General features: G+C 44.4%; 17 protein-coding genes. 5 read left to right on the plus strand and 12 right to left on the minus strand.

The window, feature by feature from the left end:
• Positions 1-96: 96 nt before the first annotated feature.
• Positions 97-1,119: an acyltransferase family protein gene (locus BZ167_RS02710; RefSeq protein WP_020955723.1), complete on the plus strand. Its 1,023-nt coding sequence runs from the start codon at positions 97-99 to the stop codon at positions 1,117-1,119.
• Between the two features lie 41 nt (positions 1,120-1,160).
• On the opposite strand, the gene BZ167_RS20035 is transcribed toward BZ167_RS02710, so the two are convergent.
• The 5 genes from BZ167_RS20035 to htpX form a co-directional block, all read right to left on the minus strand.
• Positions 1,161-1,331: a hypothetical protein gene (locus tag BZ167_RS20035; protein WP_007610936.1), complete on the minus strand. Its 171-nt coding sequence runs from the start codon at positions 1,329-1,331 to the stop codon at positions 1,161-1,163.
• A 1-nt stretch (position 1,332) separates the two neighbouring features.
• Positions 1,333-2,007 carry a DUF421 domain-containing protein gene (locus tag BZ167_RS02715; RefSeq protein ID WP_015417333.1) on the minus strand — a complete coding sequence of 225 codons (675 nt, stop codon included), beginning with the start codon at positions 2,005-2,007 and terminating at the stop codon, positions 1,333-1,335.
• Between the two features lie 94 nt (positions 2,008-2,101).
• Positions 2,102-3,454 carry a TrkH family potassium uptake protein gene (locus tag BZ167_RS02720; RefSeq protein ID WP_060675376.1) on the minus strand — a complete coding sequence of 451 codons (1,353 nt, stop codon included), beginning with the start codon at positions 3,452-3,454 and terminating at the stop codon, positions 2,102-2,104.
• Between the two features lie 179 nt (positions 3,455-3,633).
• Positions 3,634-4,784 (minus strand): IS3 family transposase gene (locus BZ167_RS02725; protein WP_148660071.1). Its coding sequence is split into 2 segments (ribosomal slippage): positions 3,634-4,511 and positions 4,511-4,784, totalling 1,152 coding nucleotides; the frame shifts between segments, so codons are not numbered across the junction.
• Positions 4,785-4,901: 117 nt separating this feature from the next.
• Positions 4,902-5,795, minus strand: coding sequence for a protease HtpX (gene htpX, locus BZ167_RS02730; RefSeq protein ID WP_007407207.1), 894 nt, complete (start codon positions 5,793-5,795; stop codon positions 4,902-4,904).
• A gap of 147 nt (positions 5,796-5,942) precedes the next feature.
• Between htpX and BZ167_RS02735 the strand changes: the two genes are divergently transcribed.
• Together BZ167_RS02735 and BZ167_RS02740 are read left to right on the plus strand one after the other, a co-directional pair.
• Positions 5,943-6,644, plus strand: a complete 702-nt coding sequence (locus BZ167_RS02735; RefSeq protein WP_015417331.1) for a DUF1836 domain-containing protein — start codon at positions 5,943-5,945, stop codon at positions 6,642-6,644.
• 135 nt (positions 6,645-6,779) lie between these two features.
• Complete coding sequence (locus tag BZ167_RS02740; RefSeq protein ID WP_039251672.1) at positions 6,780-6,974, plus strand: alpha/beta-type small acid-soluble spore protein; 195 nt, start codon at positions 6,780-6,782, stop codon at positions 6,972-6,974.
• A 6-nt stretch (positions 6,975-6,980) separates the two neighbouring features.
• Here BZ167_RS02740 and BZ167_RS02745 read toward each other — a convergent pair whose 3' ends face one another.
• From BZ167_RS02745 to BZ167_RS02760, 4 genes are all read right to left on the minus strand, one after another.
• A complete protein-coding gene (locus BZ167_RS02745) occupies positions 6,981-8,150 on the minus strand; it encodes an anti-sigma factor domain-containing protein (RefSeq protein WP_007407209.1) in 1,170 nt (389 codons plus the stop codon).
• Positions 8,147-8,902, minus strand: coding sequence for an RNA polymerase sigma factor SigI (sigI, locus tag BZ167_RS02750; protein ID WP_003154719.1), 756 nt, complete (start codon positions 8,900-8,902; stop codon positions 8,147-8,149). Before sigI ends, BZ167_RS02745 begins: the two co-directional genes overlap by 4 nt.
• Positions 8,903-9,178: 276 nt before the next feature.
• Positions 9,179-9,961: a TerC family protein gene (locus BZ167_RS02755; protein ID WP_077391932.1), complete on the minus strand. Its 783-nt coding sequence runs from the start codon at positions 9,959-9,961 to the stop codon at positions 9,179-9,181.
• Positions 9,962-10,206: 245 nt separating this feature from the next.
• Complete coding sequence (locus BZ167_RS02760) at positions 10,207-10,842, minus strand: DedA family protein (protein WP_369878818.1); 636 nt, start codon at positions 10,840-10,842, stop codon at positions 10,207-10,209.
• Between the two features lie 533 nt (positions 10,843-11,375).
• Here BZ167_RS02760 and ku point away from each other — a divergent pair.
• Both ku and BZ167_RS02770 read left to right on the plus strand, forming a co-directional pair.
• Positions 11,376-12,257: a non-homologous end joining protein Ku gene (gene ku, locus BZ167_RS02765; protein ID WP_015239724.1), complete on the plus strand. Its 882-nt coding sequence runs from the start codon at positions 11,376-11,378 to the stop codon at positions 12,255-12,257.
• Between the two features lie 2 nt (positions 12,258-12,259).
• A complete protein-coding gene (locus tag BZ167_RS02770) occupies positions 12,260-14,095 on the plus strand; it encodes a DNA ligase D (protein WP_039062973.1) in 1,836 nt (611 codons plus the stop codon).
• A 9-nt stretch (positions 14,096-14,104) separates the two neighbouring features.
• Here the strand turns inward: BZ167_RS02770 and BZ167_RS02775 are convergent, their stop codons facing one another.
• From BZ167_RS02775 to BZ167_RS02785, 3 genes are all read right to left on the minus strand, one after another.
• Complete coding sequence (locus tag BZ167_RS02775) at positions 14,105-14,659, minus strand: YkoP family protein (protein WP_015417328.1); 555 nt, start codon at positions 14,657-14,659, stop codon at positions 14,105-14,107.
• 180 nt (positions 14,660-14,839) lie between these two features.
• A complete protein-coding gene (locus tag BZ167_RS02780; protein WP_007610911.1) occupies positions 14,840-15,304 on the minus strand; it encodes a MarR family winged helix-turn-helix transcriptional regulator in 465 nt (154 codons plus the stop codon).
• A 142-nt stretch (positions 15,305-15,446) separates the two neighbouring features.
• Positions 15,447-15,629, minus strand: a complete 183-nt coding sequence (locus tag BZ167_RS02785; RefSeq protein WP_003154731.1) for a Fur-regulated basic protein FbpA — start codon at positions 15,627-15,629, stop codon at positions 15,447-15,449.
• Positions 15,630-15,683 lie beyond the last annotated feature (54 nt).

Consider the following 15,683-nt stretch of genomic DNA (forward strand, 5'->3'; position numbering starts at 1 on the left):
CTTTTGTCCTCCTTCAATTTTTTGTTTTTTATTTTAAAATGAACACCAACAGGAAATAATCATGCAGTGGATGATTTTTGAAGAGAAGGTGATGCTATGACAAAATCGCGAGACAGTTACTTTGACAACGCCAAGTTTATCTTGATTTTTCTGGTGGTGTTCGGCCATATCCTCCGGTCATTTATTAACGGAAATGAGTTTATGCTTCATCTCTACAAATTCATTTATACTTTTCATATGCCGGCCTTTATCCTGGTTTCCGGCTATTTCGCAAAAAACTTTAAGCGGAAAGGTTATGTGAAGAAGCTGGCTGTGAAGCTGATTATTCCGTACTTGATTTTTCAGGGCATTTACTCAGTTTTTTACTATTTGATTCAGGATGAAAGCATGGCAAGCGTCAATCCGATTGATCCGCAGTGGTCTCTCTGGTTTTTAGTCAGCTTATTCTTTTGGAATCTGCTGCTTTACCCCTTTACGAAGCTGCCGAAAATGTGGGCGCTTGGGGCGAGCTGCGGGCTTGCCGTCATGATCGGGTATCTTGATTTTATCAGCAGCACGCTGAGTCTTTCACGGACGTTTGTTTTTCTACCGATGTTTCTTGTCGGGTTTTATTTAAAGAAACAGCACTTTGATTTGCTTCGGGCTAAAAGAGGCAGGCAGATTGCCGCGGGCGTACTGGGGATTGTTTTCCTCTTATGCTGGTGTATTGATTTTGATTACTCGTGGCTGTTCGGTTCGGAGCCTTATTCTACATTCGGCACAGTGTCGCTGTTGAGCGGTCTGTCGCGCATCGGCTGGTATGTTTTGGCCTTTGCCGCCACTTTCAGCTTTTTGGCGCTCGTTCCGCAAAAGCGTTATTTCTTTACGAAATGGGGTACGAGAACGTTTTACGTGTATCTGCTGCATGGATTCATTATAAAAACGCTGCGGCAGATCGGGCTTGAAGATCACTTGTCTGATTATCAGAATTTAGTCATGCTCTTAATGTTAACGGCCGCTCTTACGTCCATTCTCTCCAGCAATGCGGTGAAAACGGCCGCACAGCCGTTTATTGAGCTGCGGATCACCGGCTGGCTTGAAGCGGTGAAAGGAACAAGAAACGGTGCTTATTCGAAATAATGCAAAATACCTCTTAAGCGTTATCGCCTAAGAGGTATTTTTTATTGTTTGCCGTCTTCTTTTTTCTTTGGCTTCGTCTGTTCAAGCGTTTCAATCCATTTTCCGGCGTTATAATCACCGAGCTCGCTTGCAAACTCTTCTTCAAGCAATTTAGGGTCCATCGGCTTTTTATGGTTTTGCATGTCTTTGCTGTGGCGGTTTTTTTTCGTCATGTTACTCGCCTCCTTGTTTGCCGTGTTTTGATTTGCGGTTTGCGCCTCTCAGTCCGGGATCACCGTCATATTGTGTTTTGTATGCATCTTTGTCCATGCTCTCAGTCGGTGTGTTGTTGTTGGTCAAAGCTTCATTCTTTGCTGCTTTGCGTTTCATTTGATTTCCTCCTTCTGTCAGCAAATCTGTTTTGAATTCATCAAGCATTTTTTTCAAGTCGCGCACTGTCACGTTTTTGGCCTCATCAATGAGTTCATAGCCGATCTGTCCGTTCGGCTCAAGCAGCACATATTTAAAATCTTGAATGTTTCCGAGGCCTTCCTGCCTGATCCTCATTGACAGCTGAGCTTCGGTAAAACGCATTTTTTTTAAGTTTTCCGGGATGATTTTTCCGTTTCTGACAACGGCGACGGTTTTTCCTGAAAATAAAAACTCAAAAAAGCTTGATTTGATTTCTAAATATTCCATCAGGATTAATACCGCAATAAAAATCGCCGCCGCGAAAATAGTTTCCCATAAATTATGTTCAATAAACGGCTGAATAATAATCGAGCCGATCGAAATCATGATGACTGTCTGGGTCACCGACAGCTGGCTGATTGATTTCCGTCCGGCAATCCGCAATAAAAAGGTACCGACCGCTATCATAACTACCGACTTCCAAAATACGGCAAACAATGACGTCACCTCTTTACAAGTAGAATCTCCAAAGAAACTGTTTCCACTCATCCATTTTACGGCAATAAAAAACACCGCTTTCTGAAAAGCGGTGTCAGCCGATAATCATTCTTTCCTTCGGATAGTGATAATTTGCTTCGATTTCTTTTCGGCCGATCAGATAAAGGAACGTCAAAATGCCGATCCGGCCGATAAACATGACAATCATGATGACGCATTTTCCGATGTCGCTTAAATGCGGAGTAATCCCAAGCGACAGGCCGGTCGTTCCGAATGCGGAACACACTTCAAACAGCAGTCCGAGCAGCGTCTGATTTGTCTCCGTCACGGCCAGAATCAGCGTCGATCCGAACACGAGCAGAATCGCCATCATCGTAACGACCAGCGACTTCATGACATCAGCCTGGTGAAGCTCGCGTTTAAAGACCTTGACCGCTTTATTTCCCCGGGCAAAATGAAACAGGGCAAGAAGGTTAAGCGCAAACGTCGTCGTACGGATTCCGCCGCCGACCGAGCTCGGTGATGCGCCGATGAACATGAGGGCGCAGATGAAAAATAATGTCGGCGCCGACAGCTGGCTGATATCAATTGTCGCAAGCCCGCCGCTTCGCGTAGCGGTTGATTGAAAGAGACATAAAAATAAAACATCATGCCAGCTTTTCCCCTTCATGACATGGCTTGCTTCAAGCGCGTAAATGCCCACGGCTCCGAACAAAACGAGCATTCCGAACGTAACGGTCGTAATTTTCGTAAACAGCGTGAATGAGTATCTGCGCTGTTTTGAAAACAAAAAGTCCTTTACTTCTACGAGCACCGGAAAACCGATCGCACCGAAAATAATCAGAAGCATCGTAATAAACTGCACGAAATAGTCATGTCTGAACGGGACGAGTGAATTTCCCGTAATATCAAAACCGCCGTTTGTCGTGGCGCTGACGCTCGCAAAGAATCCGTGCAAGTACGCCTGTTCAAACGAATCATAATACGTTAAAAAATATGTTCCTAAGATGATGCCGCCTAAAAACTCGATTAATAAAATCAAAAACAGCACTTGCTTCATCAGGTTGACGATACCGGAAAACTGCGATTGATTCTGATCCACCATGATGAGCTTCCGTTCCCGCAGACCGATCCGTTTGCCCATAATGAGCCAGACGAATGTTCCGAGCGTCATGATGCCGATTCCGCCGAATTGAAGCACGAAAGCCAAAATGACAATCCCGGCCGTGCTGAATGTATCAGCCGTGTTGACGACCGTTAAACCGGTGACACTGACTGAGCTGACAGCCGTAAACAGCGCGTCTATAAACGACCAGCTGGCCCCTTGTTTGTGGGCGGCCGGCAGACTTAGCAAAATAAATGCCACCGTCACAGCAAGAAAATAATATAATGCAATCAGCTGTGCAGGCGACAAGATCTGTATGAATTTCTTCAGTGTTAATTTCATAAGATAGTTCCTTCTGCCTCTCAAATGTAGTACGTAATTATTCTAATGATATTGGGAGTATTTTTAAAGGGCTTTTTAGAAAGATTTTTCATTACCTTATGTAATTTGCCGATCTTTAAACAAAAAACCTCTGAAACGAGGGACTGACCCCCGTTTTTGAGACAGGGATCAAAACACCTTTAAGCAGCCAGCTGTCGGTATGTGACCGGCGGCTGGTTGTTTAGTTTCGTTTGAATACGAATGTTGTTATAATAGTATATATAGGTTTCGACAGTTTGCTCTACGATGGTCGTCGTAGTGCTTTCCAACCTGTCGAGGTAGAACGTTTCAGACTTTAGTGAGGAATGAAACGATTCGATGGAGGCATTATCAGCGGGTGTCCCTTTACGGGACATGCTCATGGTAATGCCTTTTGTTTTAACAGCTTTCTGATACTCATAAGATGTATAAACAGAACCTTGGTCACTATGTAACACGCAGTTCTCTGGGAGTACGGGCAGCTGATCAAGTGTGTGTAAGACAAAATCTGTGTCCTGTCTATCGCCAATCGTAAAAGCAATCACTTCTCCATTGTATAAATCCAATATACTGGAAAGATACAATTGTTTCTGCCCATAAGGCAAATATGTGATATCCGTTACTAGCTTTTCCAGAGGGCGATCAGACTGAAAGTTCCGATCTAATATATTCTCGGCCACGGCATATGGCTGCCCATTCTTCTTGCGCTTTTTCACCTTAACCCGGCATTGCCACTGGTTTTTCTGCATAATGCGCTGAACCGTTTTATGATTAATACGCATTCCCTTTTTTAATATGGCTGTGATTTTCCGATAGCCATATCGATACTTATGTTCTCGGCACAACGTGCCGATTTGTTTTTCTAAATGGTATTTAGGGTTATCTTTCATCAGATTCTTCTTCCAACGATAATAAGATGCTCGTGAGATACCTAAATGAATACAGATATCCTGTATGGTCATTGTGCCGCGCAATGCTTCTACAAGCTCGACTGGCGTTTCGCTATCAGCTTCCTTTCCAATTCGTTGTACTTTTTTAACACTTCATTCTTTTGTCTCAGATAACGATTTTCTGCCTGCAGTTTCTCTAATTCGGAAGAATACTCTGGACCTTTTCCATAAGAATATTGCTTTCCGACAGGTTGTTCGAATCGATGTGTGTCCCCAGCTTTATACCACCTGACCCATGTCTGCACCTGCGTCTTATTCTTTATATTCAATTCCTGCATGATCTCCTTCACAGGCACGCCCGCCAATCTCATTTCTACAGCCTTCTGTTTGACTTCAACCGGATAACTCACTCTTGCCCTCATAGAAAAACACCTCCAAGTCTAATTTCGGATAACAACGATCCGTTTTCAAACTTGAAGGTGTTTTTTGTTTGTCTCATATTATGGGGTCAGTCCCACGATTGTCAGAGGTTTTGTTGATTATTTTGCTTCCAGCCTGCGGATGCGCTCATCGAGATCAGGGTGTGTGGAGAACAGTGACGAATGCTTTTTGCCGTTAATTTTTAACGTCTGCACCGCCGTCTGGTCTTCTTCATTCACATGTCCTGTATAAGACTTCAGCGTACGCAGGGCGTGAATCATTTTATCCTTGCCGGCAAGGTCTGCACCGCCGCGGTCAGCGTGAAACTCTCTGTGGCGCGAGTAGGCGAAGACGACAAGACTGCCGAGAATGGAAAAGATAATCTGAAACACGATCATCGCGATAAAATGAACGACCGGCGCGAGGTCTTCTTTGACAAAGCGGCTTGCAACCCATGCCGCGATTCGGGAAAGGAATACGACGAACGTATTGACGATTCCCTGCAGCAGCGTCATCGTGACCATATCACCGTTTGTGATGTGTGCGACTTCATGGGCAAGGACCCCTTCCACCGCAGCATCATCCATCTGCTGCAATAAACCTGAAGAAACCGCGACAAGCGAACGGCGCTTAGAAGGTCCGGTCGCAAAAGCATTGACCTCCGGGGAATGATAAATGCCGACTTCAGGCATTTTCGTCATCCCTGCGGCACGGGACAATCTGTGCACACGGTCAACCAATTGCTGTTCTTCATAGCTGAGCGACTGTTTCTTCGGATTTAACACCCGGACGCCCATCATCGTTTTGGCCATCCATCTGGACATTCCGAGAGAAATAAAAGAACCGACAAAACCGACGACAAGACTGAACACGAGCAATGCCATCAGATCAATGCGGCCATTTTGTATATACGAGCCGACACCGGTAACGCTTGTAATAATCGTAAGCACAATTCCGATTGTCGTAATGACCAAAAGGTTCGTTAAAATAAACAGAAATATTCTTTTCGCCATAATTACCTCCGTCTTTTTTAAGATCAAAAGAACTTATTTACTTAAATTATAAATGATCTGTTTGAAAATGCAACAATTTCGACGTATGATGTTAATGTAATTCCCATTGATATTAAAAAGTAACACGTAATCAATCAGAGGTGAACCATGAACACGTTTAAACTGACCCGAACTGATATGGTCCGGCTTCTTTACGCGCTAAAAGGCCAAGGAGACGCAACCCCTCTCCAAATCTTATTGCAATCAGCGGATATGACCTTGGATGAAGCGGAAAGCCGTCTGCATATCCCTGAATTTCTGACGAGATTCGAACGAAAAAAAGAGAAAAAGGAATACGGGCTTTCAACTAACGAGATTGTCGAGCTGGGAAATCTGTGCGAGCTGACGTCTTTAAAATCAACCGCCGTCCAAAACTGGGTGAAGCGCGATATTAAAGATTTAATCGGCCACCCCTTACTCGGCAAAAAATATACAATTGAACAAGCTGTCATCCTTCTCATTGTACGTGATTTAAAATCAATTTATGACTTCGAACATATACGCGGCATATTAAAAATCGCTTTTAACACGATCACAGACAGATCAGACGACGTCATCAGCCCGATCAGCTACTATGAAAGCTGCGCCCAAGTGATTGATTATCTTCATCATAAGGCAAACCCGCCGATGAAGGAAACGAGCCTGCAGGAGCTCGTCGAAGAGCAGACGGACAAGCTCAAAAGCTGCTTTAAAGAACTCGGAGGCAGACAATGGAACAATATCAGATCCATAATCGCCGTCACGGTGCTCTCCGTTTTGACTTTCCATATTCAAGCCTCAGCCTACAAAATGACCAGCCATTTATTATAATTCATAACGCTTCTTCGCCCCGGTGTCTGCGCCGGGGTTTTTTTGCTGTACAACAATTGCCAGCATAATCAATACCGTTCCGTTTGAAACTAAAATGCGAAAACACATCTTGCCAGAGAAAAGGAGATGAAAAAGATGGCGAGCAGAAATAAACTCTTAGTTCCAGGGGCTGAGCAGGCACTTGACCAATTTAAATACGAAGTGGCTCAAGAATTCGGCGTGAACCTTAGCTCTGATACAGCAGCACGCGCAAACGGCTCTGTAGGCGGGGAAATGACAAAACGTCTTGTACAGCAGGCTCAATCACAATTAAACGGGAAACATCAATAATGCAGCTTATTCGCCGGGACTTCTCGGCGAATTTTGATATTTATCGGCATTCTCCTTTCCGTGCCGGTAGCCGTTCGGATTCCTTCGGTCTGATGAATCTTCATGATGCCGATAGGATTCCCAATGTTCATTGCGATCATGATTCCAGTAATGATTGTAATACTTTTGCTTAGGCTCTTTGTCATTTCCGTTTTCCTGAGGATTTTGTGTTGGGGGCTGCTCTGTTTCCCCATCTTGTTCCTTCTGTGTGTTTTCCTCTGATCCGGAAGCTGCATTTTTTTCGGTTTGCTGATTGCCGTCCTGACTGTCCGGCTTCGCTTCTTCCGTACCGGGCGTTGTTTCATTGTTTCCCGGCTTCTCTGCTGCCTTTTCTTCATCAGGAGCTGTCTTTTCATCAGCCGCCGGCTTTTCTGTGTCCGGCTGCTCGCTTTGATCAGCGTCTGTTTCGGTATCTTTTTGATCTGTTTCATTGCCGTCGGTTTGCTTTTCAGGCTGTTTTTCTTCTGTTTTCTTTTCGTTTCTTCTTATGTAGCTGCCTGTTGACATCCCTTCCTGTTTTGCTTTTTCTCTTGTTTCCATATCAGATTCAAGCGATTGGACCTGGTAGGTGCCCTTATATTTTTCAGTCATGTCGGCCAGCTGTTTTTTAACGCCTTTTTTATATGTATTGTCATCTGTATTTTCATAAACCGTGGAAATTAAAATCTCTTTTGATTCCTTTACATATCCATGCTTGCTGCAATCGGTAATAATATTACTGATGACTTCCTTAAAATCGCTGCTTTTCCAATCTCCGATGTCACTGATGACCTGTTTGGCGTCATGGTTCAGCGGTGTCAGTTCAATGACTTCATATTTGCTGTTTAAAGCCATTTCAATGCTGGGATTAATGTCAAGCGTCATATACGCGTAAGCTTTGTTATCAGAAAAAACCGGGAGCAAAATTAAAATAAACAAAATAATAGCAGTCATCGTAAACACTCCCAATTTAAAAGGGCGCAGTTTCAGAAAATCAAAAAAGCTGGCCCTTCTTCCCATACGCGTTTCGCCTTCGAACGTAATTTCCTCTCCGATTTCACAAGTGCGGTGATCATTTTTTGTTTTTAAAAATTGTCCGTCAGGGGTTAGCAACGTGACGAATTTTTTATTTTTCTCTACTATGATCCCTCTTCTCATGAGTGCAACACCCCTTTAAGATAATCTTTTAAATAAATATAATCACCGGTAATAATAATACTCATGGCGATGATATATTTTCGGTTCCGTTCGATCGTTTTTCTGCTGACCGACACGAGCTGCTCCAGCTGCTTGACAGGAAGCTGTTTTTTCTGGTGCAAAATGGACGCCAGCTCTTCATTTTCAACAAGCGTGTAGGCTACCTTAATCGCATTCTGCCTCGCATCTGTATGCTTCGGCGATTGTTCCAGCAGCTCTTTAAAAGACAGGCCGTATTCTTTCAGCTGCTTCTGAAAAAAAAGAATTTCTTCCCGGCGCTGTTCCTGCTCTATCTGTTTGCGGTATTCATCAATGGAAAGCTCCGCTTCGATAAGGCTCTGCGAAGATTCCTGGTCGTCGCCTTCCTGCACATCCATATTGATATGCTGAGCGGTTCTTGCTTCTTTTCTGATATAATCTATCACTTTTCTTTTTATAATCAGCTCTGCAAATGCAAGCAGCGAATTACCTTTTTCAGCCGAATATTTTTCAATGGCTTCGTTAAACGCGATCAGCCCGATGCTGAATTCGTCGTCTTTTTCATCTATATATCGTTTACAAACGGATGAAACCGTCTTCGCGATAAAAGGCTTATATTGCTGTATTAAATCGTTCTGCAGATCTTTGTCGCCTTTTTGTATTTTTTCAACAGATGTTTCAAGCGTTTGCTTCTTTTTTCCCAATTTAAACAAAAGGCTAAGCACTGGTTTCACCTCAGTTCCTCCCTATAACTACTCATAATCATAGCTAATTTAGTAGGGATTCGCAAAGGAAGAAAAAGAGAAATCGATTTCATTTGTCTCAATTATGACAAGCCAATAAGACGTACTATACATGATTTCGTGCCCCCATGCAGAATTAAGGGGGTTTTCTCTGTGTTTTTTGTAACAATGCTGTTATAAAATTGTTATCATATGTCTTAAATGTAAGCGTTTCAAACAAAAAAGGGAACCTGCTTTTTAAAAAGCCAGACTCCCTTTTTGATCATTTTACGCGTGTTCTCTTTTTTCCGATTCCGCGCCGGACTCTATTTGTTTTGCTCCTGACATAAACCATCCGCAAACCGCAATGGCAGCCAGAACCGCCCAGAAAATGATTTTCCAGGCCGCCGAATGGATGATATCTGCCGGAATTATACCGAGTTCCTCATGGGCCAATGTATAAAGAGCGAGCTTCACGCCTACCCATCCGACAATCACAAATGCCGCCGTTTCAAGGCCCGGCCTGGTTTTCAGTAAGGATACGAACATTGATGCCGCAAAACGCATAATGATTAAACCAATTACGCCGCCGGCTAAAATAACGAGAAACTGACCGCCGTCCAAGCCGCCGATGGCAGGAAGCTGAGTTCCCGGGAGCGTTACGGCAAGCGCGACCGCCGCTAAAATGGAATCAACGGCAAAAGCGATGTCCGCGAGCTCCACTTTCAAGACAGTCTGCCAAAACCCGCTTTCTTTCTGCGTTTTCTGACCGGCGTTATCTTTAAATACATACCGCTTCAGCAAATGGCTGACCGCAATGTAAAACAGATATAAAGCGCCGACGGCCTGGACCTGCCAAACATTCACCAGAAAAGAAATGGCGAACAGCGACCCGAAACGCAAAATAAATGCGCCCGCCAATCCGTAAAATAAAGCCTTCTTCCTTTGTTTTTCAGGAAGATGCTTCACCATCACAGCCATCACCAGCGCGTTATCCGCCGCCAAAATCCCTTCCAGCCCGGTTAAAACGAGAAGAACCCATCCATACTCCAATAATAATGCAAAGTCCAATCCATTCCCTCCGTTTCTTTTTTCTATCATCCGAGCTTATACCGGCGGTTTTTTACGCAAAAAAGACCTTTGCCGATATAAGGCAAAGGTCTTGCTAGACATGAATGATTGGCATGCCAACAAAGCCGATGGATATGATCCATGAATTGACGACTTTGTTTCCGGAATATCCGGACGCTACTCCCCTTTGGGATTTCAAGAAATATTTGTTTATACGCTCATGATAAAGCCTGTTTCATCATTTGTCAACGCTTAACTTTTTTAACAAATTGAGAAATTTTTTCTGTTTTGGCCCGCTGTTTTCTTCTCTTTAAAAACATCCAAAGAATGAGAAGCAACACAATGAATATACCGAGCGGCAGCATATATTGATCGAGAATGGAACCGACGCTTTTCCAATTTTCCCCGAGTTTCATTCCGAGGTATACGTAAGCAAATGTAATCGGCAGCATCGCTGCATATGTATATAGAGAGAAGACCCAGACATTCATCTTCGCAATGCCGCACGGCAAAGAAATCAGCGTCCTGACCCCCGGTATAAAACGGCCGCTGAACGCGACCAAACCTCCGTGCTTCTGAAAGAAATCATCTGATTTCTGCAGGGATTCGGGTTTTATCCATATATACTTTCCATATTTCAGCAAAAACGGCCGACCGCCCAGCCTGCCGATTCCATATAAGACAAGCGGACCTGAAACACCGCCGAGCGAACCGGCAAACACGGTCCCGGCAAGCGTCATATCCCCTTTTGAGACCCAATAGCCCGCAAGCGGAAGAACAATTTCCGCCGGGATGAATTCTATACTGAGCGCCAAAAAAATTCCGGCATAAGATAAGCTTTTAAACGCCTCTATTATTGATATGATGAAATCTTCGATGATCTATCACTCCCGGCTTACGTCTATATTCCGAAACTTAAGAATGATTTTAACACAAAACCTTGAGGCTGAAATATCTTTTAGACATGCCCGTTATAAATGTGAGTCGTTTCAGATCGGTATAGCGGGAGGGAATGACATGCGCAATACAACGTCCCGCCTGTCTCCTGATTGCTTGTCTGGCGGCGTTTACATCACTTAAGATCTCCCGAAAAGTAAGCGGCGGCTGACCGCGGATTCAGTTCATATGGGAGCGGGAAATTTTCTCAGTCACCACATGGGAATGCGTGGGCATTTCCCGGGGAATGATTTTGTATAATCTTTTTGATTACCGCTGATGATTTTCAGGGACTTCAGCGCTTTAAAGAACTTACCGATTCACTGATTGTAAATAAAGAATTCATTTCCTTTTCAGCCGACCATTTCCGCCTGAGGAAATGGAACAGCCGCTCCATGAAGCGCCGCAACACCCATAAGTTGCTACACATGGAACGGACCCGTTTATCCACAATAAAGACAAAAAGGAGTTTTTATTCATGCACACGATGTGGAAGGGTTCGATCAGTTTCGGCCTCGTCAATATCCCGGTCAAGCTCTTTGCGGCCACTGAAGATAAAGATATAAAATTCCGCAGTCTTCATAAAGAAGACCATGCGCCGATTAAATACGAGAAAATCTGCACCGGATGTGAAAAAAGTCTGGAACCTGATGAAATCGTGAAAGGCTATGAGTATGTAAAAGGGAAATACGTCATTATGACAGACGAAGACTTGAAAGACGTAAAACAGGAACATGAAGAAAAAGCGGTTGAGATTGTTGACTTTGTCCAGCTGCAGGAAATTGATCCGATTTATTTTAACCGGTCATATTATGTCGGGCCGGGAGATAACGGCACAAAAGCCTATACACTTCTGCGGGAAGCGCTGAGGACGACGGGTAAAATCGGGATTGCCTCCATTACGATCCGCTCTAAACAGCAGCTTGCGATTCTTCGCGTGTATGACAACTGCATCGTGATGGAATCCATTCATTATCCGGATGAAGTCAGAAATGCCGGACATGTGCCGGGCGTTCCCGAGCAGACAGCCGTTAATGAAAAAGAGCTGCAGACGGCGATTACGTTAATTAATGAGCTGACAACCGAGTTTGACCCGGAACAATACGAAGACACATACCGGAAAGCCCTTCTCGCTAAAATTAACGATAAGCTCGAACATGAAGAAGCGGGCGTGACACCGGCTGCTGCCGGCCCGCGCGAAGATGTCATCGATCTTGTCAGCGCGCTTCAGGCAAGCATTGACCGGACGAAGCGGCCGGATCGCGAACAGGCTGCACCGGCGCGGCCAAAAGACGCCGCGTCAGCAGGCGGCGGAGGCAAAAAGCAGAAGACGACCAGACAAAAAGCCGGAACGTCTTAATCATGGTGCTGACGATGCAGCCGATTTTGACCTCTGTACCGCCTGAAGGCAGTGAGTGGCGCTATGAGGTAAAGTATGACGGGTTCCGCTGTCTTCTCCGCATAGACGAAAGCGGCGTTACATTAACCAGCAGAAACGGACAGACGCTGACGAATCAATTTCCGGAAATCACAGCTTTTGCGGCTCGGTGTTTTCAGCACATGAAAGACAGGTTCCCCATTACGCTTGACGGAGAGCTTGTCTATTTAATCAATCCGTACAGAGCGGACTTTGAGCATCTTCAAATCCGCGGACGTTTAAAACGGACGGAAGCAATTGAAAGCACCGCTGATAGACGGCCGTGCCGCTTTCTGGCATTTGATCTCCTCGTTCTGGAAGGCGCGGGCACCGTTTCATTACCGTATGTGAAACGGAAACGCGCCCTTTCCAAACTGCTTAAAGAAGCAAATCTTCCAGCCTGCCCTCATCACTTAGCGGAAGAAGCGATTCAATACATTCCGGAACACACTGACTTTGATGCGCTTTGGGACAAGGTCGTCCGCCATGACGGAGAAGGTATCGTAGCAAAAAGGGCTTCCAGCGGCTGGGCGGAAAATAAACGCTCCCCCGACTGGCAAAAGTATAAACATATGAAAACGGCACATGTGCTATTAACCGGGTTTAATCCGAAAAACGGGTATGTAACGGCCTCTGTTTTAAAAGACGGCACCGCCGTCCCGATCGCTTCCGTTTCCCACGGCATGCAGGCGGAAGAAAAAAACGCCGTCAGAACTATTATGGAGACCCACGGAAAAAAACAAAAAAGCGGCGAGTATACACTTGAGCCTTCTATCTGCATGACCGTGCAGTATTTAACCATATTGCAGGACACGCTGCGTGAAGTATCTTTTGTGTCTTTTCAGTTTGAAATGGATTGGACGGAATGCACGTATCAACAGCTTATCCTTCACTCTAAAACGCTGCCGCCGAAGCTGCAGTTCACAAGTCTGGATAAGATTGTTTTTAAAAAACGTGAAAAAACGAAAGCAGATTTCCTTAGTTATATGGTGAAAATGAGCGATTTTCTGATGCCCTTTCTTAAAGATCGGGCCGTCACGGTGATCCGTTATCCGCACGGCGCGCCTGGCGAATCTTTTTTTCAAAAAAACAAACCGGACTACACGCCGGACTTTGTTTCAAGCGTGTTTGACGGGAGCCACGAGCACATCGTATGCAGCAGCATACCGTCACTTTTATGGCTGGCTAATCAGCTGGCGCTTGAATTTCACGTTCCGTTTCAGACAGTGCATTCTGAAAGGCCCGCAGAGATTGTCATTGATCTTGATCCTCCGTCAAGGAATGATTTTCCTATGGCAGTGGAGGCTGCGCATGTGCTGAAACAGCTGTTTGACTCATTCAGCATTACGTCATTCCCGAAGCTCTCCGGAAATAAAGGCATTCAGCTCTACATCCCGCTTTCACCGGAAGCATTCACCTATGAAGAAACCCGTGCTTTCACAATGCTCATCGCCGATTATTGCGTCAGGACGCGGCCGGATCTTTTTACGACAGAGCGGTTTATCAAAAACCGAAACGGCAGACTCTACCTAGATTATTTGCAGCATGCCGAAGGGAAAACCATTATCGCCCCCTATTCGACCCGGGGCAACGAATTGGGAACGGTTGCGGCTCCCCTTTATTGGAGCGAAGTAAACTCCTCTTTAACACCTGATGATTATACGATCGATACAGTAGTGAACCGCGTCAGGACAGAGGGAGATCCGTTTTATGATTTTTACCGGAATCCGCAGGACGGCCCGCTTTCAATCGTGCTTGAGCAAATCAAGAGAAAGAGCTGACGCTTTTTGTCAGCTCTTTTCAGTCTGATACGTGCACATCAATTTTTCTTTGGAAATAAATAAATAGCAGGAGTAAGGAATGTTTTTGAGGGTGAGCTGTTTTGCAGTAAAGTATAAAATGGGAATATGGGCCGCTTTCTTAAACAGCCTGTAACAGCCGCTGGACGGTTTTATCACATCAAAACCGAGTCTCGCAGCTCCTTTATGAAGCATTGTAATGCCGACGACTCCCTTAATCTCGTCTTTCCGTTTATGCTGGTTAATATAATCCGCTAAATGAGGCATGGATTGATATACCTTCTGATATAGCATAATCCCCCTTCTGACCGCGCTTTCAATAGGCTGCAGCTCTTTCAGGAGTTTGACATTATGAAGATGAATCTTAACTAACACGTCGTTTTTTTTAATTCTGGTTCCGTCGCTCAGGATGACATCTTTTCCTTTATATCTAGTCAAACGGACGCGGAATACATTCGATTGCCGTTTATCAATCAGCGTCAGCCGGGTAAAGAAGAAATAAAGCGGATCAAGTAAGTACCATATAGACAGCAGACAGCTTCTCACATGTTCACCTTCTTTATAATCAAAGCACCCTCATATTTTGGCATGGGGCGTGTCACATTATGATTGGTAAATAATGATGCCGACCTGTATCAGCTTATGCAAAAACCGCTTCAGGCTCTACTGTCCGGAACAGAAAAAAAAACACTCTTCGTGAAGAAGAGTGTCTGTATCCGCTTTCTTTTAACGGAAAAGCAAATGCTGGCTGTGAATTCCCGCTTTTTTCAGTAAGGCTATCAGCTGTTCCTGTTCCTCAGGCATAAGTCCTGAAAACGCTCTCGCAATTCTCAATGAATGAATCGGATAAATTTTATCCAAATACTCGTTTCCTTTATCAGTTAAATGGGCGTAAACAGACCGTTTGTCCTTCGGGTCTTGTTCTCTGACCAAAAACCCGTTTCTTTCAAGCTTGTCGATGACATAGGTGACATTCCCGCTGACAAGCAAAAGACGCGACCCGATTTGCTGAAGCTTTTGCGGTCCTCTCGTATAGAGCAGCTCCAAAACGGCAAATTCAGTCGGATTAAAACCGTGTTCTTTACTGTCGCGGATGCTGTGTTCAGACACACTCTTGAAAGCCCTTGCAAAAACTTTGTACAAATTCATCGAACGCATCACTTCTTCTTCGTTAAATGATAATCTCATCATATCTACCCCGTATTTAAGATTTTTATAAAAAAATAATGTAAACCCTTACAATTCATAAGAGTCGATCTTTGTTTTATATTCTATTCGTGCCGTTTTTCAGAATTCCTTCTTTTTTATATAAAAAAATACCCTTATACATCATTTAATTTGTATAAGGGTTCCGTTCTTTATAGGGAATGTTCCGAAAAAAATACGCGTATTCCTTTCTCAGCTCCGTAATTGTCATGGAATTGAGTATTTCTTTCGTATAGACTCCGATCTGCAGAAGCTTTTTGGAATAATGGTTTCTCTCTTTGTCCAATGCATTTTGAAGCAAACGACTCATGGCGGCCTCCTTTGTTTTCCGTTATTCTATGATCAGAATAACGCTTTTATATCA

Source organism: Bacillus sp. 275, from assembly GCF_001999205.1.
GTDB lineage: Bacteria > Bacillota > Bacilli > Bacillales > Bacillaceae > Bacillus > Bacillus velezensis.

What these genes read in the sequence shown, in the direction of transcription:
- BZ167_RS02720 (WP_060675376.1), bottom strand. Translation starts at nt 3,454, where the DNA reads ATGAAATTAACACTGAAGAAATTCATACAGATCTTGTCGCCTGCACAG.
- BZ167_RS02710 (WP_020955723.1), top strand. Translation starts at nt 97, where the DNA reads ATGACAAAATCGCGAGACAGTTACTTTGACAACGCCAAGTTTATCTTG.
- htpX (WP_007407207.1), bottom strand. Translation starts at nt 5,795, where the DNA reads ATGGCGAAAAGAATATTTCTGTTTATTTTAACGAACCTTTTGGTCATT.
- BZ167_RS02770 (WP_039062973.1), top strand. Translation starts at nt 12,260, where the DNA reads ATGGTGCTGACGATGCAGCCGATTTTGACCTCTGTACCGCCTGAAGGC.
- BZ167_RS20035 (WP_007610936.1), bottom strand. Translation starts at nt 1,331, where the DNA reads ATGACGAAAAAAAACCGCCACAGCAAAGACATGCAAAACCATAAAAAG.
- BZ167_RS02735 (WP_015417331.1), top strand. Translation starts at nt 5,943, where the DNA reads ATGAACACGTTTAAACTGACCCGAACTGATATGGTCCGGCTTCTTTAC.
- BZ167_RS02785 (WP_003154731.1), bottom strand. Translation starts at nt 15,629, where the DNA reads ATGAGTCGTTTGCTTCAAAATGCATTGGACAAAGAGAGAAACCATTAT.
- BZ167_RS02745 (WP_007407209.1), bottom strand. Translation starts at nt 8,150, where the DNA reads ATGAGAAGAGGGATCATAGTAGAGAAAAATAAAAAATTCGTCACGTTG.
- BZ167_RS02740 (WP_039251672.1), top strand. Translation starts at nt 6,780, where the DNA reads ATGGCGAGCAGAAATAAACTCTTAGTTCCAGGGGCTGAGCAGGCACTT.
- ku (WP_015239724.1), top strand. Translation starts at nt 11,376, where the DNA reads ATGCACACGATGTGGAAGGGTTCGATCAGTTTCGGCCTCGTCAATATC.
- BZ167_RS02780 (WP_007610911.1), bottom strand. Translation starts at nt 15,304, where the DNA reads ATGATGAGATTATCATTTAACGAAGAAGAAGTGATGCGTTCGATGAAT.